The following is a 22,091-nucleotide window of genomic DNA, read 5'->3' on the forward strand; positions in this document are numbered from 1 at the left end:
ATTGAAAGATAACATATCAATTCAAACGTACCTTGTCAGGCCACACAGATTCCGTATTTTGGGAGGATATTCCTGATGATATCAATCCTGTGGATCTGTAGAGCATCATGAAACAGTTTCCAGTCACTCCGGAGGAATTCAGGGGAGAATGGAAACAACTCGTGTTTTGTCTCGGATTCCCTTTTCGTTTTCAGTGCCTTATATTTCCACGAATCCTTACCATTTTGTATATATGACAAGTTTTCCTCGCCTTTTTCAGCAAAACTAAAATCGCCGGCAGCAATGGATTTCAACCATTTCATATGGCGGTCTTCGCCTTCTTCATCTTCAAAGGCCCTGAAATTTTCCTCGATTTTATTGAGGTCTTTGGCGGGTATCTCATCCCAATCTTCCAGAGTGTAATCCGGATCTTTCATCCGAAAGCAGACCATAGCCTGGTGCATTCTCTTTACGGCATCCATAAAAATTTTTGTATTATCCCGCACAATCTCTTTTCCAAAGCCATTTTTATACTGCCATTTCAGGTAGGGCAGGTCCGGAAAAGTCAGTACTGCACCATGACCTAGCGGAAAGGCATCATTGATTATTTTGCTTGTCTCACGGTTAAAACAATGAGCAAAATAGTTGGCCACCTTATCCAAAAGAGTTGTATTATGATCATCTTTTTTCTTTAAGCCTTCAACTTCGTTTATTTGATGATTAATACCGGCAAAACCCTGATGGGCAAAGGTGTCTGCCAGCACATGCATGCTAATGCCCAGCCTGTGCAGCCCGTATGGCAAGTCATGACAGTCGATGCAGGATTTCATCATATCTTCTGCAACATAACTGTCCGGGTAACAGACCAGCTTGTTGACAAAACTGCCGTCCGGATTATCCCCTGCCCTTTTCCCGCCGTTTCCCGGTAAAAAATGAAACGGCACCCATGTAAAATGATTGGCCAGCTCCTCAAAATTTCGATAATCCAGCATTTTATGGGCTGAACTGATCCGACTGTACATGGCTTTATTTCGAAATTTTATGCTGCCTGAATTAACTGCGTCATCCACATATTGAGCAGAATGGCTGATTATATTGGCATCCTGCATTGAAAACTTTGCCAGCCGTGCCGTAACGTAGGTAACTGTGTGATGAAAATCAATTTGCACTGTAAACCTCCTTGCTTTTAAAATTTAAGTTTCCCGGACATCAAAAGCGATGATATACATAAAGATGTTCATAGCAATGCCCGGGAACCACAGTTGTTTTCCTGTTTACTCTGCTTCATTGCTTGAAAAGATATAAGCAAAAGGAATTGCAATGATATCCCCGATAATAAAGGTCAGATAGCTTAAGAAAAAGAACCATCCATAGCCTTGCAATTCACCCCTAAATAGAATGGGCAAGATAACAAATATTGACCAAAGTAATTTATAAGTCATCTGAAAAAACAGAACAGGTGAAAATTTAAGGGGGGTTTTCAGAACCAAGGCAAGTATGCAGCAAATACCTACAGAAAGATCAGCTCCACCCGTGATACCGAACATAACCGGTTCCTGTGGGGGCAGCTTAAATATGGAAATCATCATATCGGGCGCAAGTAGTATGCCCAATCCAAAGGCACTTGCTATTACTGCGGAATAAATATACATGGCTTTAAGCCAATTCCAGCGAACATTCTGCAACTTCATGATCGTTCCTCCTTGAGTTTAAATAATTGTTATGATGCTCAAATTCATTTGTTTACAGATAGACGATATCTGCTTTATGCATAATATACTTAATTTTATCAAGTATATTGGTAACCGTATTGATAAGCAAAAATCTGACTGTATGAAGATCTAAAAAACAAAATTAACGATTTTAACAAGTCACAAATCGTGCAACTAAAAATAAAAGCAGGATTACTATAATTGCAAACTGTCAGCTGAAACCCAGCGTAATATAATCATAGTTCCGCTCTGTAAATTACTATTACAATCTGTTAAACAGTCTATAAACAAGTAATATTTTTTTGCCATTTATTTGTATAAAGGAAGGATGAAAAAAACAATAGGTAAAAACCCCTAGTTTTTTAAAAAGATGTGTAATACACGCATAAATAGGGATTATAATATAAAAATTAATTTAATTTTTATATTATAATATCTTTTGCAGGTGTCTTAGTATTTCCCTGACACGAAATTGTACAAACCGGCCAAAAAAAGAATTGAGATCATATTTTTCCACGGCAGATTTTATTTCGTCCTGTTCTTTTAGCTTCATACAATGCCCTGTCAGCCGCTTCTACAATTAACTCCAAACCTATTTTCATATCGGGAAGAATACTTATAAGGCCGTAGCTTAAAGTTATATAGGGCGATACTTCAGAGGTTTTATGGGGTATTTTAAGTGTTGCTATGGCATCTCGTATTTTAACAGATATGTCAAACGCCTCATTTTCATCGGCATAGGGCAAAACAGCTACAAATTCTTCTCCGCCATAACGGGCAACAAAATCTCCTGCTCTTTTTAAGGTACTCTGGAGCATAAGGGCGACCTGTCTTAAAGCGCTGTCACCTTTGCCATGTCCATAGGTATCGTTATATTTTTTAAAAAAGTCAATATCCATAAAAAGAAGGGATATGGATTGTGAAGAACGACAGGCACGAAGCACTTCATTTTCAAACACCTGATCAAATCTTCGTCTGTTGGGTATCTCGGTAAGAGCATCTATAAAGGCAAAGTCTTCTAACAGTTTTTGTTTTCTCTGATAGGCAAGGTGAAGATTGACCCGGGCCAAAACCATTGGAGGATGAAAAGGTTTGGTTATATAATCCACGGCCCCTGCTTCAAACCCCTTGGTGGCATCCATCACCTCTGAGATCGCCGTAACAAATAAAACTGGAATATGACGGGTTTCAGGATTGTTCTTAAGCGATGTACATAGCTGGTAACCGTCTATTTCAGGCATCATAATATCGGTAAGAATAATATCCGGCGGATTCTTGGATGTTGCAATTTTAAGAGCCCTTTCTCCCGATGTTGCCGGGACAACTCTGAACTCTTGTTCAAAAAGGCTGACCAAAAGTTCTACATTCTGCTTATTATCATCCACAATAAGAATTTTGGGCAAAGATTTTCTGTTGTTGTGCATTAAGCATTAACTCCTGAAGTTAAATGATCAATAATACTTTGAATCTGTTCTTCAGCCTCTTCCAGTGCAAAGTCAGACAGATATGATTTTAACAGATCAAAGGATTCAGCGCCTAAATAATATTGAAAACTATGCTCATGTTTGTTGATATATCGGTTCACAGAATTGAGATCATCAAAGATATCGTGTTCAACTTCTTGTAAAAGGTTAATAAAAGTATTCACATCTATCACAGAAGGAGGTTGCGGGGGCAAATTCAGATCTGTTTGTATCTCTTGTTTTGTTTTTTTACAAAAATCGGCAAGTCCTTCCATAACTTTTTTAATCTCTTTTAAGAACTCTTTATTTTCTTTACCTGAAAAATCAGGTACGGTTTCCAGATCAGCGGCTTTATCGGACAGATTTTGAGCCCCTAGGTTGGCGGCAATACCTTTTATTGAATGAAGATATCGCTTGAGATCATCATATTTTTTTTCATTTTTCATAGTCTTGATCTTTTCAGAAGCATCAAAAAAATCGTTGTAAAAACTTTTGAGCAGTTTTTCATATAGAAGGGTATTGTTATTGGATCTAAAAAGCCCTGTAGCAAGGTCTATGCCTGCAATATCAGTCAAGTGGAGGGGCAAACTCTTTTTTGAAGAGTTAATTCTTCCTGATCGTAAACAAGGCTTAAGATATATGGAAAGTGTTTTAAAAAGAAGGGCTGGATCAATGGGTTTGGTTATATAATCATTCATCCCGGCCTCTATGCCTTTTTCCCTGTCTCCGCTCAATGCATGGGCTGTCATGGCAATGATCGGCAGAGAATTAAATTTTTTTCTTGATCTGAGAATACGGGTTGCTTCAAGACCGTCCATGACCGGCATCTGAATATCCATCAATACAAGATCAAAAGGCCTGGCTTCAAGCTGGTCAATGGCTTCACGCCCATTTTCCACACAAAGAACGTTTAATCCTGCCTGGGTGAGCCACTCCAGAGCAATTTCCTTGTTAATTGTATTATCCTCCACCAGCAGGATATTTCCTTTGATGTGGGGAATGGCCGCAGTGTTTTTCTGGGCGCTGCCTAAAAAATCACCTTCCTGAAAGCCATTTCTCTGAAAGTTTTCATCCTGTCGTTTTCGCCCATAGATCTCCATTATAGAGTTAAAAAGAAGTGAAGGATTGATCGGCTTATGAAGAAAAACATCAAGAAAAGACCGATCTGCTTCTTGCATGAGATCTTCTCTTCCATAGGCTGATATCATACAGATGATAGGCAGTTTATCCAATTTCACACTTCTTTTTATCTGCCTTGCTGTTTCTATTCCATTCATACCGGGCATTTTCCAGTCAAGGAGAATCAGATCGTAGGTGTTGTTTTTATTTTTCAGCATAGAAAGAGCTTGTTCACCTGAAGAGGCAATTTCCACCTTCATTTGAAAAGAGACAATTATTTCACTGATAATTTCCCTTGCTGCCTGATTATCATCAACCACAAGAACGCTAAGCCCTCGAAGATCTTTTGGAGGGTTAATAATCAGCTGCTTGTCCAAGGGCTGGGATTTGAAGCATACGGTAAACGAGAACGTACTGCCTTCACCAAGCTTGCTCTCAACAGATATGTCTCCTCCCATTATTTCCACCAATTGTTTTGTGATGGCAAGACCGAGCCCAGTTCCGCCATATTTTCTCGTAACAGATTGGTCCTCCTGGGTAAAAGAGTCAAAAATACTGTTGATGCGTGACGGTTCAATTCCGGGTCCAGTGTCCTTGACAGAAAAACCAAAAACAAGAGAACCATCCTCTTTTTCCTCCTCAAGTCCCGCTTTGATAACAATCTCACCTTTTTGAATAAATTTAAGGGCATTACCCGTAAGATTGATGAGAATCTGACCTAAGCGTGTCGGATCTCCAATTAAAGCGTTGGGTGTTCCCTTTTCAATTGCAACAAGAAATTCGATTTCCTTCTCATTTGCCTTAAGGCCGAACATCTCCGTGAGGTTTTCTATAACCTCATAGAGCGAAAAAGGTATAGATTCAAGCTCAAGATGCCCTGCTTCTATTTTTGAAAAATCAAGGATATCGTTGATGAGAGCAAGAAGAGCATGGGAAGAAGAGTTCATTTTACTCAAATACTGCTCCTGCTTTTCAGACAAAGCTGTTCTTCTCAGGAGATCTCCTAACCCGATAACAGCATTAAGGGGAGTACGGATCTCATGGCTCATGTTAGCCAGAAATTTGCTTTTTGCATTAGATGAAGCCAATGCGGCCAGACGTTCATTTTCAGCTTTTTCAACCTCAAGGCGTTCTGATATATCTAAAATCCTACCTTCGAAAAGATCTTCACTTTCAATATAACGTGTATTCATTTCAGCCCAGAAAAAAGAGTTGTCATTTCGACGTATCTGAAATCGAAACCCGTACACTTTTTTATCTTTATCAATAAGCTGCAAAAATTTTTTTCTATCCTCTTTAAATGCGTAAAAATCTTCATCCATATTCTTTATTTTTTCCAGCATATTCCCGGGAGATCCATAGCCTGTCATGGCAGCAAGTGACTTATTAACCGTAATGAGTTTTCCTTCATGGCTCGATTGGAAAATACCCTCTATTGCGTTGTCAAAAAGGCCCCGGTATTTTACGATCATAGCTTCCATCTCAGCATGATTGTTTTGAAGCTGTTCTGCCATCATATTAAGACTGTCGCCAAGATCTCCTAATTCATCATCTCTTTCAACAAAAATTCTTTGATCAAAATTGCCCTTACCGATCTCTTCTGAGGCCCGGGTCATCTGAATAATGGGATTAACAAGTGTTTTGCCAATGAGGTAACCAAAAAGAAGAATAAATGGAAATGATGAAAAGAAAATTAAAACTGCCTGGATCAAAAGTTTATCTGTGTATTGTTTTATTGTGCTTGCGGAAATATCCATACCAAGGATTATCGGATATCGCGTACTCTTTAAAGGGATATACCCTGAAAGCCAGCTTCCCCATTTATCGGTGTATATCTTTTTTTCTACCAGAGGTCCCGACATCTTGTAAAAATATTGTTTAAGGGCAGTACCCGGTTCTTCATAGACCTGACCGATTTTTGCCGCTGTCAAAGGATTTACTTCTGCATCCACCAAAAAAACAATTTCTCCCTTATCATTTCCTGTCATAGTGTACACATAATAGATATCATTGATTTCATCACGAATATTTTGAAGACTTTTTTGAATGTCTCGATATAATGCAGTATCTGGCTTTTTAAAATCAAGAAGGCCTTCGTGGGAATTTTTATCCACGAAATAGCGGCTGACAGAAACAATATTCAAAAGCCTGGTTTGAAGATCGGCCATCATCTGTTTGCGCCCTGTAATAAAAAAAACAATGGAAAAAGATACTGACAATAAAACGCAAACCGTTAAAAAGCAAACTGTACAACGTCCGGATAATGACAGCAGCCTTTTTCTTTTTTTATTCAGTTTCACCAAAAAATCCCCTTTTCCGGAAAGTCTCCAAAGCAACGCTAAGTTAAACACAAATTCATACCAAATTCCACATAAGAATCCACTATAAATAAAAATAAAAGTCTGATTGCATCAGACATGTCAAATAATGCCGTAAAACAGATGGTGAGAAGCTGTTTTTTACGCATGATCAATTATTTATTTTAAAAGGCCATCCATTATGCTGCCATTTAATCTGATTTTATTGTAATATAACACCTGTTTATTTAAATCAGACAAAGAGGAGTTTTATGAAATACCATACCATATCAACGTCAAAAACCGGACATGGAGCAATCTTTACAAATTCTAAAGAAGCAAAGGCTTACCATGTTAACCATCCCGGAAGTGTTTATCAGGTCTTTGCAACCATGCCGTCAAAGATACCGGCTATTAGGGAAAAAGATAATAGTGAATCAGAAAAAGTCGTGAGCATTCCCAAAGGCCAGTCCGGCAGTATAACGGTCTACACAGACGGATCTGCCCTGAACAATCCGGGACCGGGAGGATATGGTGTCATAATTCAGTCAAACGGAACAACCCATGAATTTTCTCAAGGATACCAACACACCACCAATAACCGAATGGAAATGATGGCTGTTATAACTGCCTTAAAGAACATTGAAGACCGTGACTGCCCTGTAACGATCCACAGCGACTCCCAATACACGATCAACGGGATCACCAAGGGGTGGGCCAAAGGATGGAAAAAGAAAGGCTGGAAAAAATCTGACGGGAAACCCGCTCTTAATTCTGATCTTTGGGCTGTCATGCTTGATCTTGTTGAACATTTCCCGAAGCTGTCCTTTAAATGGGTCAAGGGACATGCCGGCAATGTTCTCAATGAAAGAGCCGATATCCTTGCAAACAGTGCTGCCAGTCAGCAAGGAGGCGGCATGCTGGTTGATGAGGGTTATGTAAGATAACTGTTAAAACCATGGAAATGGGGGATGTCATTGATGTCCCCAGGCTGCTTGGATCAGTTGGGCATCTGCTGATGCTTATTGTCATTGAGTACTTCGCGTATCTTTTTTGCAAGTTTTTTTCTTACAATCGGTTTCAATAAAAAACCTTTAATACCAAGAGCCATGGCCTTTTCAGCAAACATGGTTTCACTGAACCCGGTACAAAGCAAGACAGGAATATCAGGACGTATTCGGATCAATTCAACTGCAAGTTTATCTCCAGGCAAATTTGGCATTGCCATATCAGTGATAACCATGTCAAATTTATCAGGATCATCACGAAAAGCACTCAGGGCTTCACGGCTGTCGGAAAACGGTGTAACCTTATACCCCAACCTTTCCAGCATTTGTTTTTCCATTTTAACAATCTCTTTTTCATCATCCACCAGCAAAATTTGTTCCACTCCGGTCGGCATTGCCTCATGGGTTTGAGTTGTCTGCTGTTCAAAACAACTGTCTTCCAAGGGAAAATAGAGTTTAAATTCACTTCCTATGCCGGGCTCACTGTAAACATGAATGGCACCCCCCATGCTTTTAACAATTCCATGCACTGCAGAAAGTCCCATTCCAGTACCTTTTCCATGTTCTTTGGTAGTAAAAAACGGGTCAAAAATTTTACATATCAACTCTTTGTCCATCCCTTCACCTGTGTCGGCAACTATGAGACATGCATAAACACCAGGAGTTATATCAGGCGCTATAATATTATGCTCATCTGATTCCACCTCCTTTAAAACGACTGTCAGGTCCCCGCCTGTTTTTTCCATGGCATGAAATGCATTGGTTGTAAGATTCATCACAATCTGGTGAATCTGTGTGGGATCAGCTTTAATCACACCGCATTCAGGCCTGATATCATTCTTGATATTAATGGTTGCCGGGATTGAAGACCGGATAAACTTTAAAGCTTCCTTGACAATCGGTTGAATCTTCATGGGGTGTAATTGATTCATTTCCTGACGGGAAAAGGTAAGAATCTGTTTTACAAGTTCACCTGCTCTCAATGCACTGCTGTAAATTCCATTCAGGCCGTTGCGGAACGGACTGTCTTCCGGAGCATCCTCCAGCAGCATTGTTGCATGACCCAGGATGGGAAAAAGGATATTGTTAAAATCATGGGCAATACCACCTGCAAGAGTGCCAATGGCTTCCATTTTCTGGGATTGCTTGAGCATGGTTTCCATTTTTTGCAGTTGAGTAACATCCCTGAACACATTCAATGAGGAGATGGTGCCGTCATTATTCACAAGTGGAGTTGAAGAGATATGATATGAACAATTATCTTTGGGACTGACCACATCAAACTCATTGGTGTTGCCGTTTATAACGTTTTCATGATTGCACCACGGGCATTTTTCATCAAAACCGTGAATCGCCTTGAAACAATATTCTCCGGTTGCATCACGACCTGTTTTTGCAATCATGGTTGGGTTCATATATTCAATGATCAAATCCTTGGAACCCTTATATATCGGTTCTTTCATTGATTCCATGATAGCTTGATATTTCTTTTCACTCTTTTGCAATCTATTTTCCGCGCGCTTTAGCCCGGTGATATCCATAAATATGGTGGCGAAATATCCTTTTTTAGGCGAATAGGCCACAACCTGATACCATTTTGACAGTACTTCAGAAAAAAGTTCAAAACTGATTTCTTCTCCGGTTAATGCCACTTTTCCATATTTGCCGATCCAGTCGGCAGTATCGGCCTGAGTACCTGGAAGCACTTGAGTTACTGTTTTGCCGATAATATCATTACGGTTCAGCCCTGTTTGTTTTTCAAAAGCTTTGTTCACTTCAACAAACCGGTAATCCACAGGTTGGTTGTTTTGGTTGAGAATAATTTTATGTAACGCAAAACCATCCATCATTTTCTCAAATAACAACCTGTATTTTTCTTCACTTTTTGTCTGGGCAATTATCTTTTCATTGATTGCCAAAGCCATTTGATTAAAACTTTGTGCGAGAACAACATATTCATAAAAGCCCTTTTCCTTAACTTTTTTATCAAACTGACCGGAAGCTATTTTCGAAGTTTCAAAAGCAAGAATATTCAAAGGCACCGACAGCATTCTTGCCAGAATATAACTGAGTATCAGTCCGGCAAGCAAAAAAACTGCTCCAAGAATTATTGACTCGTTCATACTACGTCTGAGCAACCCATCCACCCTTGACAGCTTCATACCTGCACCAAACAGGTATGGCCTGCCGTGACTGTCCATAAAAGGGATTAGAACCACCTGAATCTTCCCCCATTTATCCATATTCTGCTGATACTGTGGTTTTTGAGTTAAAAAGGCGGTTTCATATAATTCAGGATTTGTATGACTCTCAAAAAATTTGGCATGATTTTCATTATTTGTAATTTTATCAGGAGATGTCGAGGAGGTGAAAACAATTTCTCCATTGATTTTCATCAGGCTCCAAAGGTACTCCATCTCCAATTCAACACAAAGCTCATTATATCTGTTAACAATTTCATCAAATCTTTTTTTTGCCACAGAAGCGGCATCAACGATACTGTCATGATAATCAATGGGCAAAGTGGCCCTGGCCATCATGGCAGCAGTATAAAGTTGTTTATCAATACCATTAATAAGCATGGTCCGCTGCCTGAGATAACTTTGATATGAGGATGCGCCTGAAAATAATATGACAAGGAGCAGCATCAATGCAAAAATTCCATATTTAATCTTCATGCCTCCTCCCTTTTTCCCTTTATTTATATCCCAATGGCCTATCCGTTCTTAATGCCTGATCTTAATATCAGAAGTCCGTGTCTCATATTTTTTTTACCTAACAATTTTATAAATCTTATAAAATGCAGGACAGGATGGAGCCGTAACCATCCCGCCCTAATTATACGATTGATTTTAATATGCTAAAAATCTTTAAAATCATCGTCATCAAACGGAATGATCTGTTCCGGTTTAACCTCTTTTGGATGGTAAACCGGCGTTTGTTTTTTTCCGGAACCGGACAATTGCAAATGCCGGGAAGCTGTTTTCACTTGTTTATTTCTGCCCGTACTGACATTCGGCTCTTTTTTGCCCGTAACCATCATAACCAGTTCACCCACATAATCTCTTAGCTGATCAGCCTGGCCATTCATTTCTTCAGCCGCAGAAGCGGATTCTTCTGCATTGCCGGCATTTTGTTGAACCACTTTGTCCATTTCTGAAATAGCCACGTTCACCTGCTCTATTCCATTGGCCTGTTCACCAGACGCATCTGAAATTTCAGCAACAAGATCTCCAACCTTGACAGCAGTGTCTGCAACCTTGGCAAAGGCTTCACTTGTAGTTGATACGAGTTCTGACCCGTCACTAACTTTTTTAACAGTGCCTTCAATAAGTTCAGCCGTGTTTTTTGCCGCATCCGCCGCCCTCATGGCAAGATTTCTTACTTCGTCTGCCACAACCGCAAACCCTGCCCCTGCTTCTCCTGCCCTGGCAGCTTCTACAGCGGCATTAAGGGCCAGCAGATTAGTCTGAAAAGCAATCTCATCAATTGTTTTTATAATCTTAAAAGTTTCCTCACTTGCCTTGGAAATATCTTCCATTGATCTTTTCAACTGTTCCATTGAGTTATTTGCCGTAATAACAACATGGTTGGCATCTTTCATAAGGGTATCGGCATGGTTTGAACTCTCAGCATTTTTCTTTATCATGGAAGACATCTCTTCCATTGAGGATGATGTTTCTTCTATGGAAGCAGCCTGCTGTGACGAACCTTCCGCCAAGGACTGGCTTGATGAAGACACCTGGCCGGCTGCTGAAGCCACCTGATTGGCACCCTCGCTCATCCCAAGAGTAATTTTTTGCAACACAACGATAATTCCCCTGGCAATAACAAAAGCCAGAAAAATAGCGGCAAAAATGGCCGCAACCGAAACAATTGCCACATTTCTTTTGGTTATGGTAGCAGCTTCAAGCATGGCCTGATCTGTGAGAATATGTTTTTTGACTTCCTGCCGTAATTCATTAAGAATCGTTCGAACCATTGTAAGATTGGGTACTGTGTGATTGGCATAAATCTCAGCCGCCTGGTACTGACCTTCAAGCATTTTCTGGGCTCTGTGTTTAAGTTTATCCAAAAGCTGCTTTGTTTCTGAAAGCATTGGCAAGGTTTCATTTTTAAAAATTTGTATGGCCTGATCGCGCCCTGCCACCAGACTGTCTTCATATTGTATTGCCTGGCCAAAAAGGTCTGAAACAATTGTAAGGTATTGAGTTGTTTCTGTGTTAAAAATAATTTTTGCCTGTTTTGGATTGCCCCTCAAAATGGCATCATTGATTTTAACAGCTGTCCTATGAAGAGCATCGTGGGCCGGTTTTACTTTTGTAAAAATTTCTTTAAACTTAGCATCTTTTTCCATCAGTTCAACAGTTTGTTTTGATGCAAGCCATCTGCCAAAATCACATTTATCAGGATCTGTTTCCACATTAATTGTTGAACCCGCCATAAGCCCCCGGGCTATGACGTCCGACCATTTTCTATGATCATCAAGCCTCATGCTCAGTGTATTTCGAAGGCCTTCATTTACCTGTTTGTAAGATGACATTATTTTTTTTGCTGACGCATGCAGTTTTTTATGGGGTTCTTTAACCTTTTCAAGCAGTTGTCCAAGTTCCGTATCCGAGTTTGCAGTTTTTGCGGCAGCATCGCTGTAAAGCCATTTGCCAAATTCACACAGGGCATGATCTGTTTGTATGTCAATATTTTTTTGATTTTCCAGTATGGATTGTTGAATAACTGATGCCCATTCAAGATGATCACTGAGCTTGCTTGCGATAAATCCGGGAAGCCCCGGGTCGGCCTGTGAATATACCTTGCCGATATTAATTGCGGATTCATGCAAAAGCCGATGCGGTTCCTTAAGCTTGTTTAACAGCGGTGCCAGGGAGGGAACAATGGTTTGTGCTTTCTGACTCCCCTCACCATACAGCCATTTGCCGCAACTGCATTTAACATGGTCGGTCTGCACATTTAATTTATTGACATTGGAATCTGTTAACAGCTTATTGACTTCACCGATCCAGTTGAGATGATCCACTTCTTTCTGGGCAAGTTCTCCATCAAGAGACTTTCCGGCAATAACCTCAGAAGCATTTTTCACTATATTGCCCACGCCGGTAAAGCTTATGCCTCCCAGTATCACCAGACAAATTATAACAAGACTGAATCCGGTTGCAATTTTTTTCCCAATGGTTAAATTTTTCCAACTCATAATGTCTCCTTTTATGATTCTTTTTATATTTTTTTAAAAAAACAATATGATATCAAGCTTTTTCAGCTTTGCAGCCTTGTTTTGAAAAGGAATGATATTATTTACTATGGCTGTTATTGGCGAATTTTATCAAAATAAATCACTAAAAATAGATTGCGAAATATGAGTTAGTTTTCAATTTTTTTGTTCATGTGCTGGATAATACTTTTAAGTTCAACAAGAGAAACCGGTTTCTCCATGTAGTACATAATTCCATGGCTTCGGACTTTTTTTTCAACATCCTTGGAACTGTAGCCGGTCATGGTAATGATATTCATACCAGACCATTCTTTTTTCATTTTTGGAATTAAATCATAGGCAACAGTATCCGGAAGAAAAATATCCATCAAAATAAGATCAAATATTTCATTTTTAATTATCTCTAAAGCTTTTTTGCCGGTATCAACTACTGTTACCTTGTGTTTCCATTTCTCCATATGTAATTTCAGTAACTTTGAAATCGGCTCTGTATCTTCAATTATTAAAATTTTCATCGCGTTTATTTAATTAGCAATTAATATGCCATATAAACAATATTTTTTATTTCATTGATTTAATAGAATAATTTCGTTTTTAAAGAAGATAAGGCAAAATTGATACAATGGGGTCGAACCACCCCATTGTTGCACATTTATCATGATAACACGCTGTAATAAAATAGCAATCGCATGTCGTGGGGTCAAATCGCCTCAAATGAGGCATTTTTCAGAATTTCACAATGCCGTACTTTTTAATTTTTGTGTAAAGTGTTTTTCTGTTTACCCCTAAAATCAAAGCAACTCTGCTTTGATTCCATTGATTTTTTTTCAAACAATGGGTAATTATTTTTTTCTCATATTTCTGAATTGCATCGTTTAAATTAAGAATCTGGCGATTCAGACTTAATTCAACTTCCTGAACAGATTCGTTCTCACCTCGTTTTGAAAAAAAAGAATCAAACACATCAAGCTTATTTAAAACAACATATCTGTGAATAATATTCTGCAGCTCCCGGACATTACCCGGCCAATCATAATTTTCCAGTTCCGTCATTATTTGGGGAGGGATATGAGGAATGGGATTTTTCCCGCTGAATCTTCGCAAAAAATGATAAATTAAAAGCATAATATCTTCTTTTCTTTTTCGAAGAGGAGGAATATGTATTGGAACAACATTTATTCTGTAAAAAAAATCAGCACGCATAATTTTTTTTGTTACAAGATTGTTCAAATCTTTGTTAGTAGCGGCAATAACGCGTATATTAGGCTTGATCGGCATATTGCCGCCAAGTGGCGTATATCCTTCTCCGTCAAGGACCCGAAGCATTTTTACCTGCATATTCAAATTAATATCCCCTATTTCATCCAGAAACAAGGTGCCTTCATCTGCTATTGCCAGAAAACCGGACTTATCAATATTTGCACCGGTAAAGGCCCCTTTTTGATATCCGAAAAATTCACTTTCAATCAGGTTTTCAGGGATTCCTCCACAATTTACCGGTAAAAACACCTGATCCTTTCGAGACCCTAAATTATGAATAGCATTGGCTACAAGTTCCTTTCCCGTACCTGACTCCCCGGATATAAGAACTCCTGCATCGGAAGAAGCAACATCCAAAATAAGGTTATAAATTCTCTGCATTTGGAGACTGTGTCCGACTATATTATCAAGGCCGTAACGATTAATTTTTACGGATTTTAATAATATATTTTCCTGCTGCAGTTGTTTTTTGCTCTTTTCAAGCTCATTTTCCCTTATTTTCCGATCATTGATATCTATGGCAACAATCTGCTGAGCCACAGTTTTTCCATTGGAATCCAATCGAGGCGTACTGGCATAATAATACCATTTGTTGTCTTTCGGGCTTTTCTGCTCAAAGCTTGAAACTTCTCCTGAAAATACGCTTTTGCCACGGCACCATGGACATTTTTCATCAAGCCCGTGAATGACCTTAAAACAATTTTCACCCACCGCATTATAGCCGACATAATTGAGCAAAGCGGTATTCATAAATTCAATTTGATAATTTTCCAAAACAGTATAGATAAAACCGTTAAAACTGTTGACAATCAATTTGAGAAGATTTTTGTTTTGCCTGAGTTCATCCTCTTTTTTCCGATATCTGGTGATATCCTGAAAAATGCAATGGGTTTGCTGAAAACAACCGTATTCATCCTTCCCTATTTTCCCGTTAAATGAAACAAGAATGGATGAGCCATCTTTTTTAACCATTTCAAACTCAGCCCCCAACACCTCTCCAACAGCCTTGAAACGGGGAAAATTTTCATTAAAATGATTTTTCCAGTCAGAGTGTAAAAAGTGGCGAAAAGATTTTCCAACCACCTCTTCACGCAAATATCCAAGGGCCTCAAGCCAGGATGAGTTCACCTCAAGAATAAGTCCGTTTTCATCCAATGACTGGTATGCGATGGGAGAACCCTCATAAAGCTGCTGTGTCCGGGAAGAAGTCTCCAGTTGCAGTGCCTGCTCTAATTGCAGAACCCTTTCTTCTAATTCTTCATAGGTAAGTTTTTCAGCCATATAAAATTTCTTTTTATATTGAAACAAACGGGTTTGATCACAATACAAACGAAATTGATTACAACATCGGCCATTGGGGAGTACTGATAGACATTGCGATCAAGCCCAAACAAACTGAATACTTGGCGTATATATTAAATATGATAACGGATAACCGGGGCATTTCTTCTCGGTGCCCTGTGATACTTTAATTTTGGAAATCCCACCATGAGTATGCCATGGCAGGTATGCTTTTCAGGCAGGCTCAATTCCTCTGCAAGCGCGGGCCACTGGCTTGCCGCATAATTAACATACCCGGCCCAGCAGCTGCCAAGACCGAAAGAGGGTAAGGCAAGTTCCAGGTATGCCAGCGCAGTATGGCAATCTGCCGCAGCATTTCCAAACACATCGGATGCATAAGCAAACACCAGCTGAGGAGCATCCCTGCATATTTTGTCTATCCCTTTATCCCATTCGGAAATCAAAACTTCCATATTCAGTATCCGGGCAAACTTTGGACGGGTTTTGACGACATCCCTCATCCAATCGGCCACATGGGAACCTATTTTTACTACATCCGCCTTTTTATCGACTACAAGCCATTTAACGGTTTGCCGATTTGCGGCAGTCGGCGCACAGCAGGCTATTGCAAGGGCTTTTTCAAAAACATCCTTTGGAACGGGCTGATCCTTGTACTTTCGCACAGACCTGCGGGATCTTAAAAAATGCTCGGCATGAACTGCCGTCAGTTCAAGTTCCTTTTCAAAGGGCATGCATTGGTCCGGCGAAAGAAACCCCAGGCTCAAAGCCCCTTTCGGACAAACCGCCACGCAATGGCCGCACTGGATACAAATTTTTTCAGCCCCCTTTACCGGAATCGGCCCTTTCTCGCTCATTTTAATAATATGAACAGGGCATGCCATGGCACACACACCGTCTTTATCACATTTATCGCCATCTATTTTGAACAGGTTCACTTTCACTCTCTCTTTTTTTTTGTCTTTTTTTTATATAAAATAACTTTTAACTTGCTGAAATCAAATATCTTTCATTGTTTATTGTGGCAGAATGATCTGCCATGGCCGTCATAAGGAAGGCTTAAAAAATTCACACAGAAACTTTCAACCTTTATTATGGGCAAACCTTGATGAAATACCAAGCCCACCCATGGCAATTATTTTACACAAAATATCATGTCCTTTTCCGAAAAGAAATATCAAAAATTTCAATCCGGTCCAACGCCAATATGCCCGGACAAGATACTTACCTCAAGAAAAATAAGGCAGACACATATATAACATCATTTCATGGCGTTATAATTCTTTGATTGACTTGAACTAATTTTGATCGGATACTGTGTCTTAAAGTAACAGCATTTTTAACACAGACTGCAAAGGCGGATTCAATGAAAAAAGAAAGATACATACAAGATTCCAGCGTAATTATCTCCCGGGTCATGCTGCCCGGGGATGCCAATCCGGCAGGGATTGTTCACGGCGGTGTCATCATGAAAGAAATCGACAATGCCGCAGGTGTTACAGCAGTAAGACATACCCGAAGAATCTGCGTCACCGCATCCATAGATCGCCTGGATTTTCACAAGCCCGCATTTATCGGCAACCTAATAACTGTAAAAGCAGGCATCAACATGACGGGTAAAACGTCTATGGAAATCGGGGCAAGGGTTGAAACCGAAGATCTGCTGACCGGGGTAAAGACCCACCTTGCATCTGCCTACCTGACCTTTGTTGCCTTAGATGAAAACAACCGGCCCGTAAAAGTACCTCCTCTGAAGCTTGTGACAAAAGAAGATGCCAGGAGAAACAGGGAAGCCCTTGCAAGAAGAACGCTGCGGCTGTCTGAAAAAAAGAAGGAATCAGAATGCCAGACAGACAACAGGCGGTGTTAAAGCGTTTAATCCGGTATCACAATGGTTTTGACACCATTTATATCTGCGCTGGCAACACTGTCATATGTTAAACGCACAACTCAAAACAAACTTAAATCGGACAGGCCAGCATTGCTTTTCTTATAATTTCAAACAGGTCTCCAAACCTCAGCACGCCGGTAATCTCATCTTCTTTTTTAACAATCAGAGGCTGATGGACATCCATGACGTATTTATGAAGGGCTTGTTCAAGGGAATCGTCTTCCCGGACATACTCATGATCTTCGGGTATATGCATAACGTCTGAAACCATTAAGCCAAAACCTCTTTGACACAAGTCATACATGGGTTCACGCCACAGGTTAAAATCTTTAACTGCTTTCATTACATACTCTTTTGTCAGAGTACCGTCTTTATAATTTTTGATCAATTTTTTATAATTAGGCTCAAGCACTCTGAAAATATCAATCATGGTTACTTTTCCCACAAATTCGCCTTTGCCGTTCACCACAATTGCATCTCTGTGAGCATGTCTTGTGTTATCTTTTTTGTTTTCTTCAAGGATCTGAAAAACTTCATACAATGTATTATTTTCTTTTATTGTCACATAATTTGAAACAGGTATCATTACCTCTTTAATCAGAATATCTTTCATTGAGCCTCCAATAAAATTAGGTTTGAATTAATTTAGGTTTACCTTGTAACGAATCAAAAATCTTAAACAACGAAAATAGCAGAAACATCAATCACCTTTTTTTAACAGTATAAAACGGTTTAAAGGAAATTAAAAGGAGTTGCTTTTAAAAAGGGCCATTTTATAAAAAAAGCAACTAACCGTGGTGGATTTGAAGATTGTATCCTTCTTGACATTATTCCCGGCTTACTCTATAAAACTCTGGCTGGAATAATGACTTTAACATTGTAAAAAAAGATATGAAAAACACCCTTTTAAATACAACAGAAGGAAGACTTCTGATAAGCGGTATTGTCTTAAGTGCGCTGCTCTTGATTCTTATCGGATTCTATGGCATCACCGAACTTCACATAGCCAAAACCCTTGTTCTTGTTTTTTTTGCCCATGCTTTTGGTGGCCGGGCCGCAGGCATTGGCCTTTGTATTCTCAATGAATTTGGTGCCCTTCCCACCATTATATACAATTTTTATATTGAAGTACTCATTGTCTGCTTCACCTATGCCGCCTTTGTTTTAAGCACCACCAATTATTTAAAGGCTGAATGGCTGACAAAATTCATGGACCGGCTGTCTGCAAAAGCTCTTGAGCAGACACAAAGAGTAAAACCCCTGGGCTGGATCGGTATTTTTATCTTTGTCATGCTTCCGCTCCCGGTGACAGGACCTGTGGTGGGCTCCATTATCGGATACATGATCAGGTTAAACCCGTTCAGAAATTTCAGTGCCACGTTTTCAGGCACCCTGGCCGCCATCATTGTCTGGTTTTACTGCTTTGATTTTTTAGAGCAGCGCTTTCACATGATCCAGTACCTGTTTGCAGCCATTATCATTATGGTATTGATTCCCCACATAAAAAAAATAAAAAATTTTATTACCGATAAAAAAACAGACAAAAAAGACAATTAAGACTCAAGTTCTGATCTTCTCTTTTATGGCCTTGATGATACCAAGGCACATCTGGTTGGCATCTGCAACAATAGCCAGATCCGCCATTTTCATCATGGTGGCATTGGGATTTTTATTGACCGCAATAATAAAATCAGCACCCATTAATGCAGACGTATGCTGAATCGCACCACTGATACCAAATGACAATAGTATTTTCGGCTTTATATTTTTCCCGGCCTGTCCCACCAAAGAGTCATGAGATGCCCATTCAGAATAAACCACAGGTCGTGTGGCCCCAACCTCGGCATTCATGAGTTCAGCCAGCTCAAAAAGCTTTTTAAACTTTCCTTTACTTCCCATGCCCCGGCCCCCGCAAATCACAATATCTGCATCTTCAATTTTCTGTTTCTCGGAAGGCCTGCGCTCGGATGTGATAAGCCGGATGGCATCCTTTGGAAGATCTTCGGGAACCGGCAGGCAAATCACTTCACCTTTAGCATCATAATCATGGGGCAGCTCCTGGAAAGTTCCAGGCCGGATTGTTGCCATCTGCGGGCGCTGCACAGGAGTGATGATTTTTGCAATCAAATTGCCGCCAAAGGAAGGCGCAATCTGAACCAGACGCCCTTTTTCATCAAGTTCAAGATCAATACAATCGGCAGTCAAACCTGTTTTAAGCTTTTTCGCAACCCTTGGGGCAATCTCCTGGCCGAATCTTGTGGCACCAACCAGCAGGGTTTCAGGCTTATACAGTTTTACCAGATGACTCATCAACCATGAATATGTCTCAATAGAGTAGGTATTGAGTGCAGGATCATCCATTACATAGACTTTTTGCGCACCATGGGCAATATATTCCGCCACATATTCATCCACATCCCGGCCAAACACAACCGCACAGACGCTTGAGCCTGTCGTGGAAAAAAGATCAACCGCCCTTGCAAGGATCTGAAGGGTTACCCTGTTTTGAAAATAATTTCTGTAATCGCCAAAAACCCAGATATCTTTATTGCTGTTCATCATGCCTCATCATGCTCATGTGTTTTAAGATCCTTGCCCATGGCAGAACTGATCACTTTGCCATATTCGTCAAACAACTGATCCACCAGTTTTTTAACCGCACCTTTCATTACCCTGTTCTCTTTTTGAGCCGTAGGGGAGTAGACATCAACAATCCTTGTGGGAGAATCCTTTAAGGCATTAAATGACGCATCAAGTCCCAGTTTTTCAGCGTTAATTTGCCTGATGCAAGATTTTTCAAAAGCCGTTTCCACCCCTTCAAGGGCAAGATACCTGGGCTTATAGGCACCAAGATCAATGGTCACCAATCCGGGCAGATCCATATTCAAAATTTCAAAAAAATTATCCACCTGGCGCTGAACTTCAATAGTTTGATCTTTTATTTCCACATAGTTGGCATAGGTGACAGCCGGGATATTCAACTCCTCGGCAAGCTGGGGACCGACCTGGGCAGTCTCGCTGTCACTGGTTTGTGAGCCGCACAGCACCAGATAAAAATCCTTGCATTCCTGCCGGATAAATTTCGCCAGGATATGACTGGTCAAAAAGGTGTCTGCCCCTGCCATTCTCCGGTCCGTCAGCAAAACCCCTTCATCAGCTCCCAGAGCCTGGGCCTGATGCAGTATTTCTTCGGCCATGGCAGGTCCCATTGCAATGGCACAGATATGGGCAGGCCGGCTTTCTTTGATCTGCAATGCCGCCTCAAGGGCTCTTCGACTTGCAGGGTCCATCATTCCTTCGGCCAGGTCCCGCTTCAAAGTTCCTGTCCTGGAATCCCAGGGCAATTCCGACACCATGGGGACCTGTTTGATACATACGATAATCTTCAACATTTGCTTTACCTTAATTCAATTGGGTTGGGACAAATTCAACTGGGTTGGGACAGAATAGACCGGGCAATCACCATTTTCTGGACTTCACTGGTTCCCTCATAAATCTGGGTCACCTTGGCATCCCTGAAATATCGTTCCACGTCATACTCTTTACTGTAACCATATCCGCCATGGATCTGGACGGCCATATCAGTCACCTCTTTTGCCGTGGCACTGCAATAAAGCTTTGCCATGGATGCTTCTGAGGAAAAAGGTTTGTTGCCGTCCTTGCACGCAGCTGACCTGTACAGCAAAAGCCGTGATGCATCTATTTTGGTGGCCATGTCAGCCAGATAATTTTGGATGGTCTGAAATTTAGACAAGGATTTGTTGAACTGCTGGCGTTCCCTGGCATAGGAGACCGAACTTTCAAAAGCTGCCTGGGCAATGCCAAGGGCCTGGGCTGCAATCCCTATCCTGCCAGTATCAAGAGCTGTCAACCCGATATTGATTCCCTGCCCCAACCTGCCCAAAAGATTTGTTTTCGGCACTTTGCAGTCTTCAAAAAACAGGGACGACACAGGGTTGGCACGCATGCCGCAAAGGTCTTCTATCTCACCCACACTAAATCCGGGCCGGTCTTTTTCCACGATAAAGACACTGGCCCGATTTTTTTTATTCTCGGTTTCAGAAACGGCAAACACCAGTATTGTACCGCATACACCACCATTGGTAACAAAAATTTTAGTGCCGTTCAACACAAATGCGTCCATAGTCTCCACGGCATTGGTTTCCACCCCACCTGCGTCAGAACCTGCATTGGCTTCGGTAATACAAAAAGCGCCAATACTGTCCCCCCAGGCCATGGCAGGTACAAATTTTTCTTTCTGTTCTGTGGTCCCGAATTTAAGTAAGGGGAATATCCCCACACTGTTATGGACAGTAACACAAAGCCCAAGTGCAGCCGAAACCCTTGACAATTCTTCAATGACAATGGCATAGCTTATGGTATCAAGGCCTGCACCCCCATAAGCTCTTGGTGCCTGAAGTCCGAAGAAATTCAAGGGCTTCATTTTTTCAACAATTTCCCAGGGAAACCGTGATTCCGCATCCATAAGGGAAACATGAGGTTTGATTTCATTTTCCGCAAACTCTCTTACGGTTTTACGTATCAACTGGTGTTTCATACAGGGATTAAAATCCACGGACATACTCCATTGTTTATTCTTATTATGAAAGTCTTTAAAAAAACAAACAGCGACTTTTAATTAAAACTTAAAAAGGCTGCTTCTTTTGGAAGCAGCCTAATTAAGAAAAGGGAAAAAAGATGAAAAAATCAATCTTTTGTATTTTAATAAAGCAAGGATCGTACCACATAATTTTAAAAAACCAACAAATTCAAAAACCACTTATTTTACAGTTATTTAAAGCAATATTCTTTTTAGCATGCAACTCAAGAAATACCC

At 40.4% G+C, this 22,091-nt stretch carries 16 protein-coding genes; 3 read left to right on the forward strand and 13 right to left on the reverse strand.

The window, feature by feature from the left end:
- Window positions 1-35 precede the first annotated feature (35 nt).
- The 4 genes from BLT94_RS11470 to BLT94_RS11485 all read right to left on the reverse strand — a co-directional run bounded on the left by BLT94_RS11470 (window position 36) and on the right by BLT94_RS11485 (window position 6,573).
- Window positions 36-1,148: a DUF6765 family protein gene (locus BLT94_RS11470; protein WP_092234158.1), complete on the reverse strand. Its 1,113-nt coding sequence runs from the start codon at window positions 1,146-1,148 to the stop codon at window positions 36-38.
- 105 nt (window positions 1,149-1,253) lie between these two features.
- Window positions 1,254-1,670 carry a hypothetical protein gene (locus tag BLT94_RS11475; RefSeq protein ID WP_014958603.1) on the reverse strand — a complete coding sequence of 139 codons (417 nt, stop codon included), beginning with the start codon at window positions 1,668-1,670 and terminating at the stop codon, window positions 1,254-1,256.
- Between the two features lie 524 nt (window positions 1,671-2,194).
- The gene (locus BLT94_RS11480) at window positions 2,195-3,115 is read right to left on the reverse strand and encodes a GGDEF domain-containing response regulator (RefSeq protein WP_014958604.1); all 921 of its coding nucleotides are present in this window, start codon (window positions 3,113-3,115) and stop codon (window positions 2,195-2,197) included.
- The gene (locus tag BLT94_RS11485; protein ID WP_139169018.1) at window positions 3,115-6,573 is read right to left on the reverse strand and encodes a response regulator; all 3,459 of its coding nucleotides are present in this window, start codon (window positions 6,571-6,573) and stop codon (window positions 3,115-3,117) included. The genes BLT94_RS11480 and BLT94_RS11485 overlap by 1 nt, the downstream gene beginning before the upstream one ends.
- A gap of 269 nt (window positions 6,574-6,842) precedes the next feature.
- Here BLT94_RS11485 and rnhA point away from each other — a divergent pair, with 269 nt between their 5' ends.
- Window positions 6,843-7,517, forward strand: coding sequence for a ribonuclease HI (gene rnhA, locus BLT94_RS11490; protein ID WP_092234163.1), 675 nt, complete (start codon window positions 6,843-6,845; stop codon window positions 7,515-7,517).
- 53 nt (window positions 7,518-7,570) lie between these two features.
- On the opposite strand, the gene BLT94_RS11495 is transcribed toward rnhA, so the two are convergent.
- The 5 genes from BLT94_RS11495 to BLT94_RS11515 all read right to left on the reverse strand — a co-directional run bounded on the left by BLT94_RS11495 (window position 7,571) and on the right by BLT94_RS11515 (window position 16,301).
- Entirely contained in the window at window positions 7,571-10,255 is a 2,685-nt protein-coding gene (locus BLT94_RS11495) for a hybrid sensor histidine kinase/response regulator (RefSeq protein ID WP_092234166.1), read from the reverse strand.
- Between the two features lie 182 nt (window positions 10,256-10,437).
- The gene (locus tag BLT94_RS11500) at window positions 10,438-12,786 is read right to left on the reverse strand and encodes a methyl-accepting chemotaxis protein (protein ID WP_092234169.1); all 2,349 of its coding nucleotides are present in this window, start codon (window positions 12,784-12,786) and stop codon (window positions 10,438-10,440) included.
- A 167-nt stretch (window positions 12,787-12,953) separates the two neighbouring features.
- Window positions 12,954-13,319, reverse strand: coding sequence for a response regulator (locus BLT94_RS11505; RefSeq protein ID WP_092234172.1), 366 nt, complete (start codon window positions 13,317-13,319; stop codon window positions 12,954-12,956).
- A gap of 211 nt (window positions 13,320-13,530) precedes the next feature.
- Window positions 13,531-15,345 (reverse strand): sigma-54-dependent Fis family transcriptional regulator, encoded by a 1,815-nt coding sequence (locus BLT94_RS11510; protein ID WP_092234175.1) that lies wholly within the window; start codon window positions 15,343-15,345, stop codon window positions 13,531-13,533.
- Window positions 15,346-15,479: 134 nt separating this feature from the next.
- Window positions 15,480-16,301: a nitroreductase family protein gene (locus BLT94_RS11515; RefSeq protein WP_092234178.1), complete on the reverse strand. Its 822-nt coding sequence runs from the start codon at window positions 16,299-16,301 to the stop codon at window positions 15,480-15,482.
- Window positions 16,302-16,729: 428 nt separating this feature from the next.
- Between BLT94_RS11515 and BLT94_RS11525 the strand changes: the two genes are divergently transcribed.
- Window positions 16,730-17,233, forward strand: coding sequence for an acyl-CoA thioesterase (locus tag BLT94_RS11525; protein WP_014958612.1), 504 nt, complete (start codon window positions 16,730-16,732; stop codon window positions 17,231-17,233).
- 91 nt (window positions 17,234-17,324) lie between these two features.
- Here the strand turns inward: BLT94_RS11525 and BLT94_RS11530 are convergent, their stop codons facing one another.
- Complete coding sequence (locus BLT94_RS11530; RefSeq protein ID WP_092234184.1) at window positions 17,325-17,867, reverse strand: CBS domain-containing protein; 543 nt, start codon at window positions 17,865-17,867, stop codon at window positions 17,325-17,327.
- A gap of 278 nt (window positions 17,868-18,145) precedes the next feature.
- Here BLT94_RS11530 and BLT94_RS11535 point away from each other — a divergent pair, with 278 nt between their 5' ends.
- Window positions 18,146-18,811, forward strand: coding sequence for a small multi-drug export protein (locus tag BLT94_RS11535; RefSeq protein WP_092234187.1), 666 nt, complete (start codon window positions 18,146-18,148; stop codon window positions 18,809-18,811).
- 3 nt (window positions 18,812-18,814) lie between these two features.
- On the opposite strand, the gene BLT94_RS11540 is transcribed toward BLT94_RS11535, so the two are convergent.
- From BLT94_RS11540 to BLT94_RS11550, 3 genes are read right to left on the reverse strand one after another with little or no spacing between them, the layout of a single operon-like run.
- Window positions 18,815-19,816 carry an electron transfer flavoprotein subunit alpha/FixB family protein gene (locus BLT94_RS11540; RefSeq protein ID WP_245743090.1) on the reverse strand — a complete coding sequence of 334 codons (1,002 nt, stop codon included), beginning with the start codon at window positions 19,814-19,816 and terminating at the stop codon, window positions 18,815-18,817.
- Window positions 19,813-20,646, reverse strand: coding sequence for an electron transfer flavoprotein subunit beta/FixA family protein (locus tag BLT94_RS11545; protein ID WP_092234193.1), 834 nt, complete (start codon window positions 20,644-20,646; stop codon window positions 19,813-19,815). Before BLT94_RS11545 ends, BLT94_RS11540 begins: the two co-directional genes overlap by 4 nt.
- 35 nt (window positions 20,647-20,681) lie before the next feature.
- Window positions 20,682-21,830: an acyl-CoA dehydrogenase family protein gene (locus BLT94_RS11550; RefSeq protein ID WP_092234603.1), complete on the reverse strand. Its 1,149-nt coding sequence runs from the start codon at window positions 21,828-21,830 to the stop codon at window positions 20,682-20,684.
- Between the last annotated feature and the right edge of the window lie 261 nt (window positions 21,831-22,091).

The organism is Desulfobacula phenolica (assembly GCF_900105645.1).
In the GTDB taxonomy this organism is placed as follows: Bacteria; Desulfobacterota; Desulfobacteria; order Desulfobacterales; family Desulfobacteraceae; genus Desulfobacula; species Desulfobacula toluolica.

Bases quoted from the DNA above. Each gene is read 5' to 3' on its own strand.
- BLT94_RS11510 (WP_092234175.1), bottom strand. From the start codon at position 15,345: ATGGCTGAAAAACTTACCTATGAAGAATTAGAAGAAAGGGTTCTGCAA.
- BLT94_RS11505 (WP_092234172.1), bottom strand. From the start codon at position 13,319: ATGAAAATTTTAATAATTGAAGATACAGAGCCGATTTCAAAGTTACTG.
- rnhA (WP_092234163.1), top strand. From the start codon at position 6,843: ATGAAATACCATACCATATCAACGTCAAAAACCGGACATGGAGCAATC.
- BLT94_RS11480 (WP_014958604.1), bottom strand. From the start codon at position 3,115: ATGCACAACAACAGAAAATCTTTGCCCAAAATTCTTATTGTGGATGAT.
- BLT94_RS11535 (WP_092234187.1), top strand. From the start codon at position 18,146: ATGAAAAACACCCTTTTAAATACAACAGAAGGAAGACTTCTGATAAGC.
- BLT94_RS11545 (WP_092234193.1), bottom strand. From the start codon at position 20,646: ATGTTGAAGATTATCGTATGTATCAAACAGGTCCCCATGGTGTCGGAA.
- BLT94_RS11540 (WP_245743090.1), bottom strand. From the start codon at position 19,816: ATGATGAACAGCAATAAAGATATCTGGGTTTTTGGCGATTACAGAAAT.
- BLT94_RS11500 (WP_092234169.1), bottom strand. From the start codon at position 12,786: ATGAGTTGGAAAAATTTAACCATTGGGAAAAAAATTGCAACCGGATTC.
- BLT94_RS11475 (WP_014958603.1), bottom strand. From the start codon at position 1,670: ATGAAGTTGCAGAATGTTCGCTGGAATTGGCTTAAAGCCATGTATATT.
- BLT94_RS11495 (WP_092234166.1), bottom strand. From the start codon at position 10,255: ATGAAGATTAAATATGGAATTTTTGCATTGATGCTGCTCCTTGTCATA.
- BLT94_RS11525 (WP_014958612.1), top strand. From the start codon at position 16,730: ATGAAAAAAGAAAGATACATACAAGATTCCAGCGTAATTATCTCCCGG.
- BLT94_RS11530 (WP_092234184.1), bottom strand. From the start codon at position 17,867: ATGAAAGATATTCTGATTAAAGAGGTAATGATACCTGTTTCAAATTAT.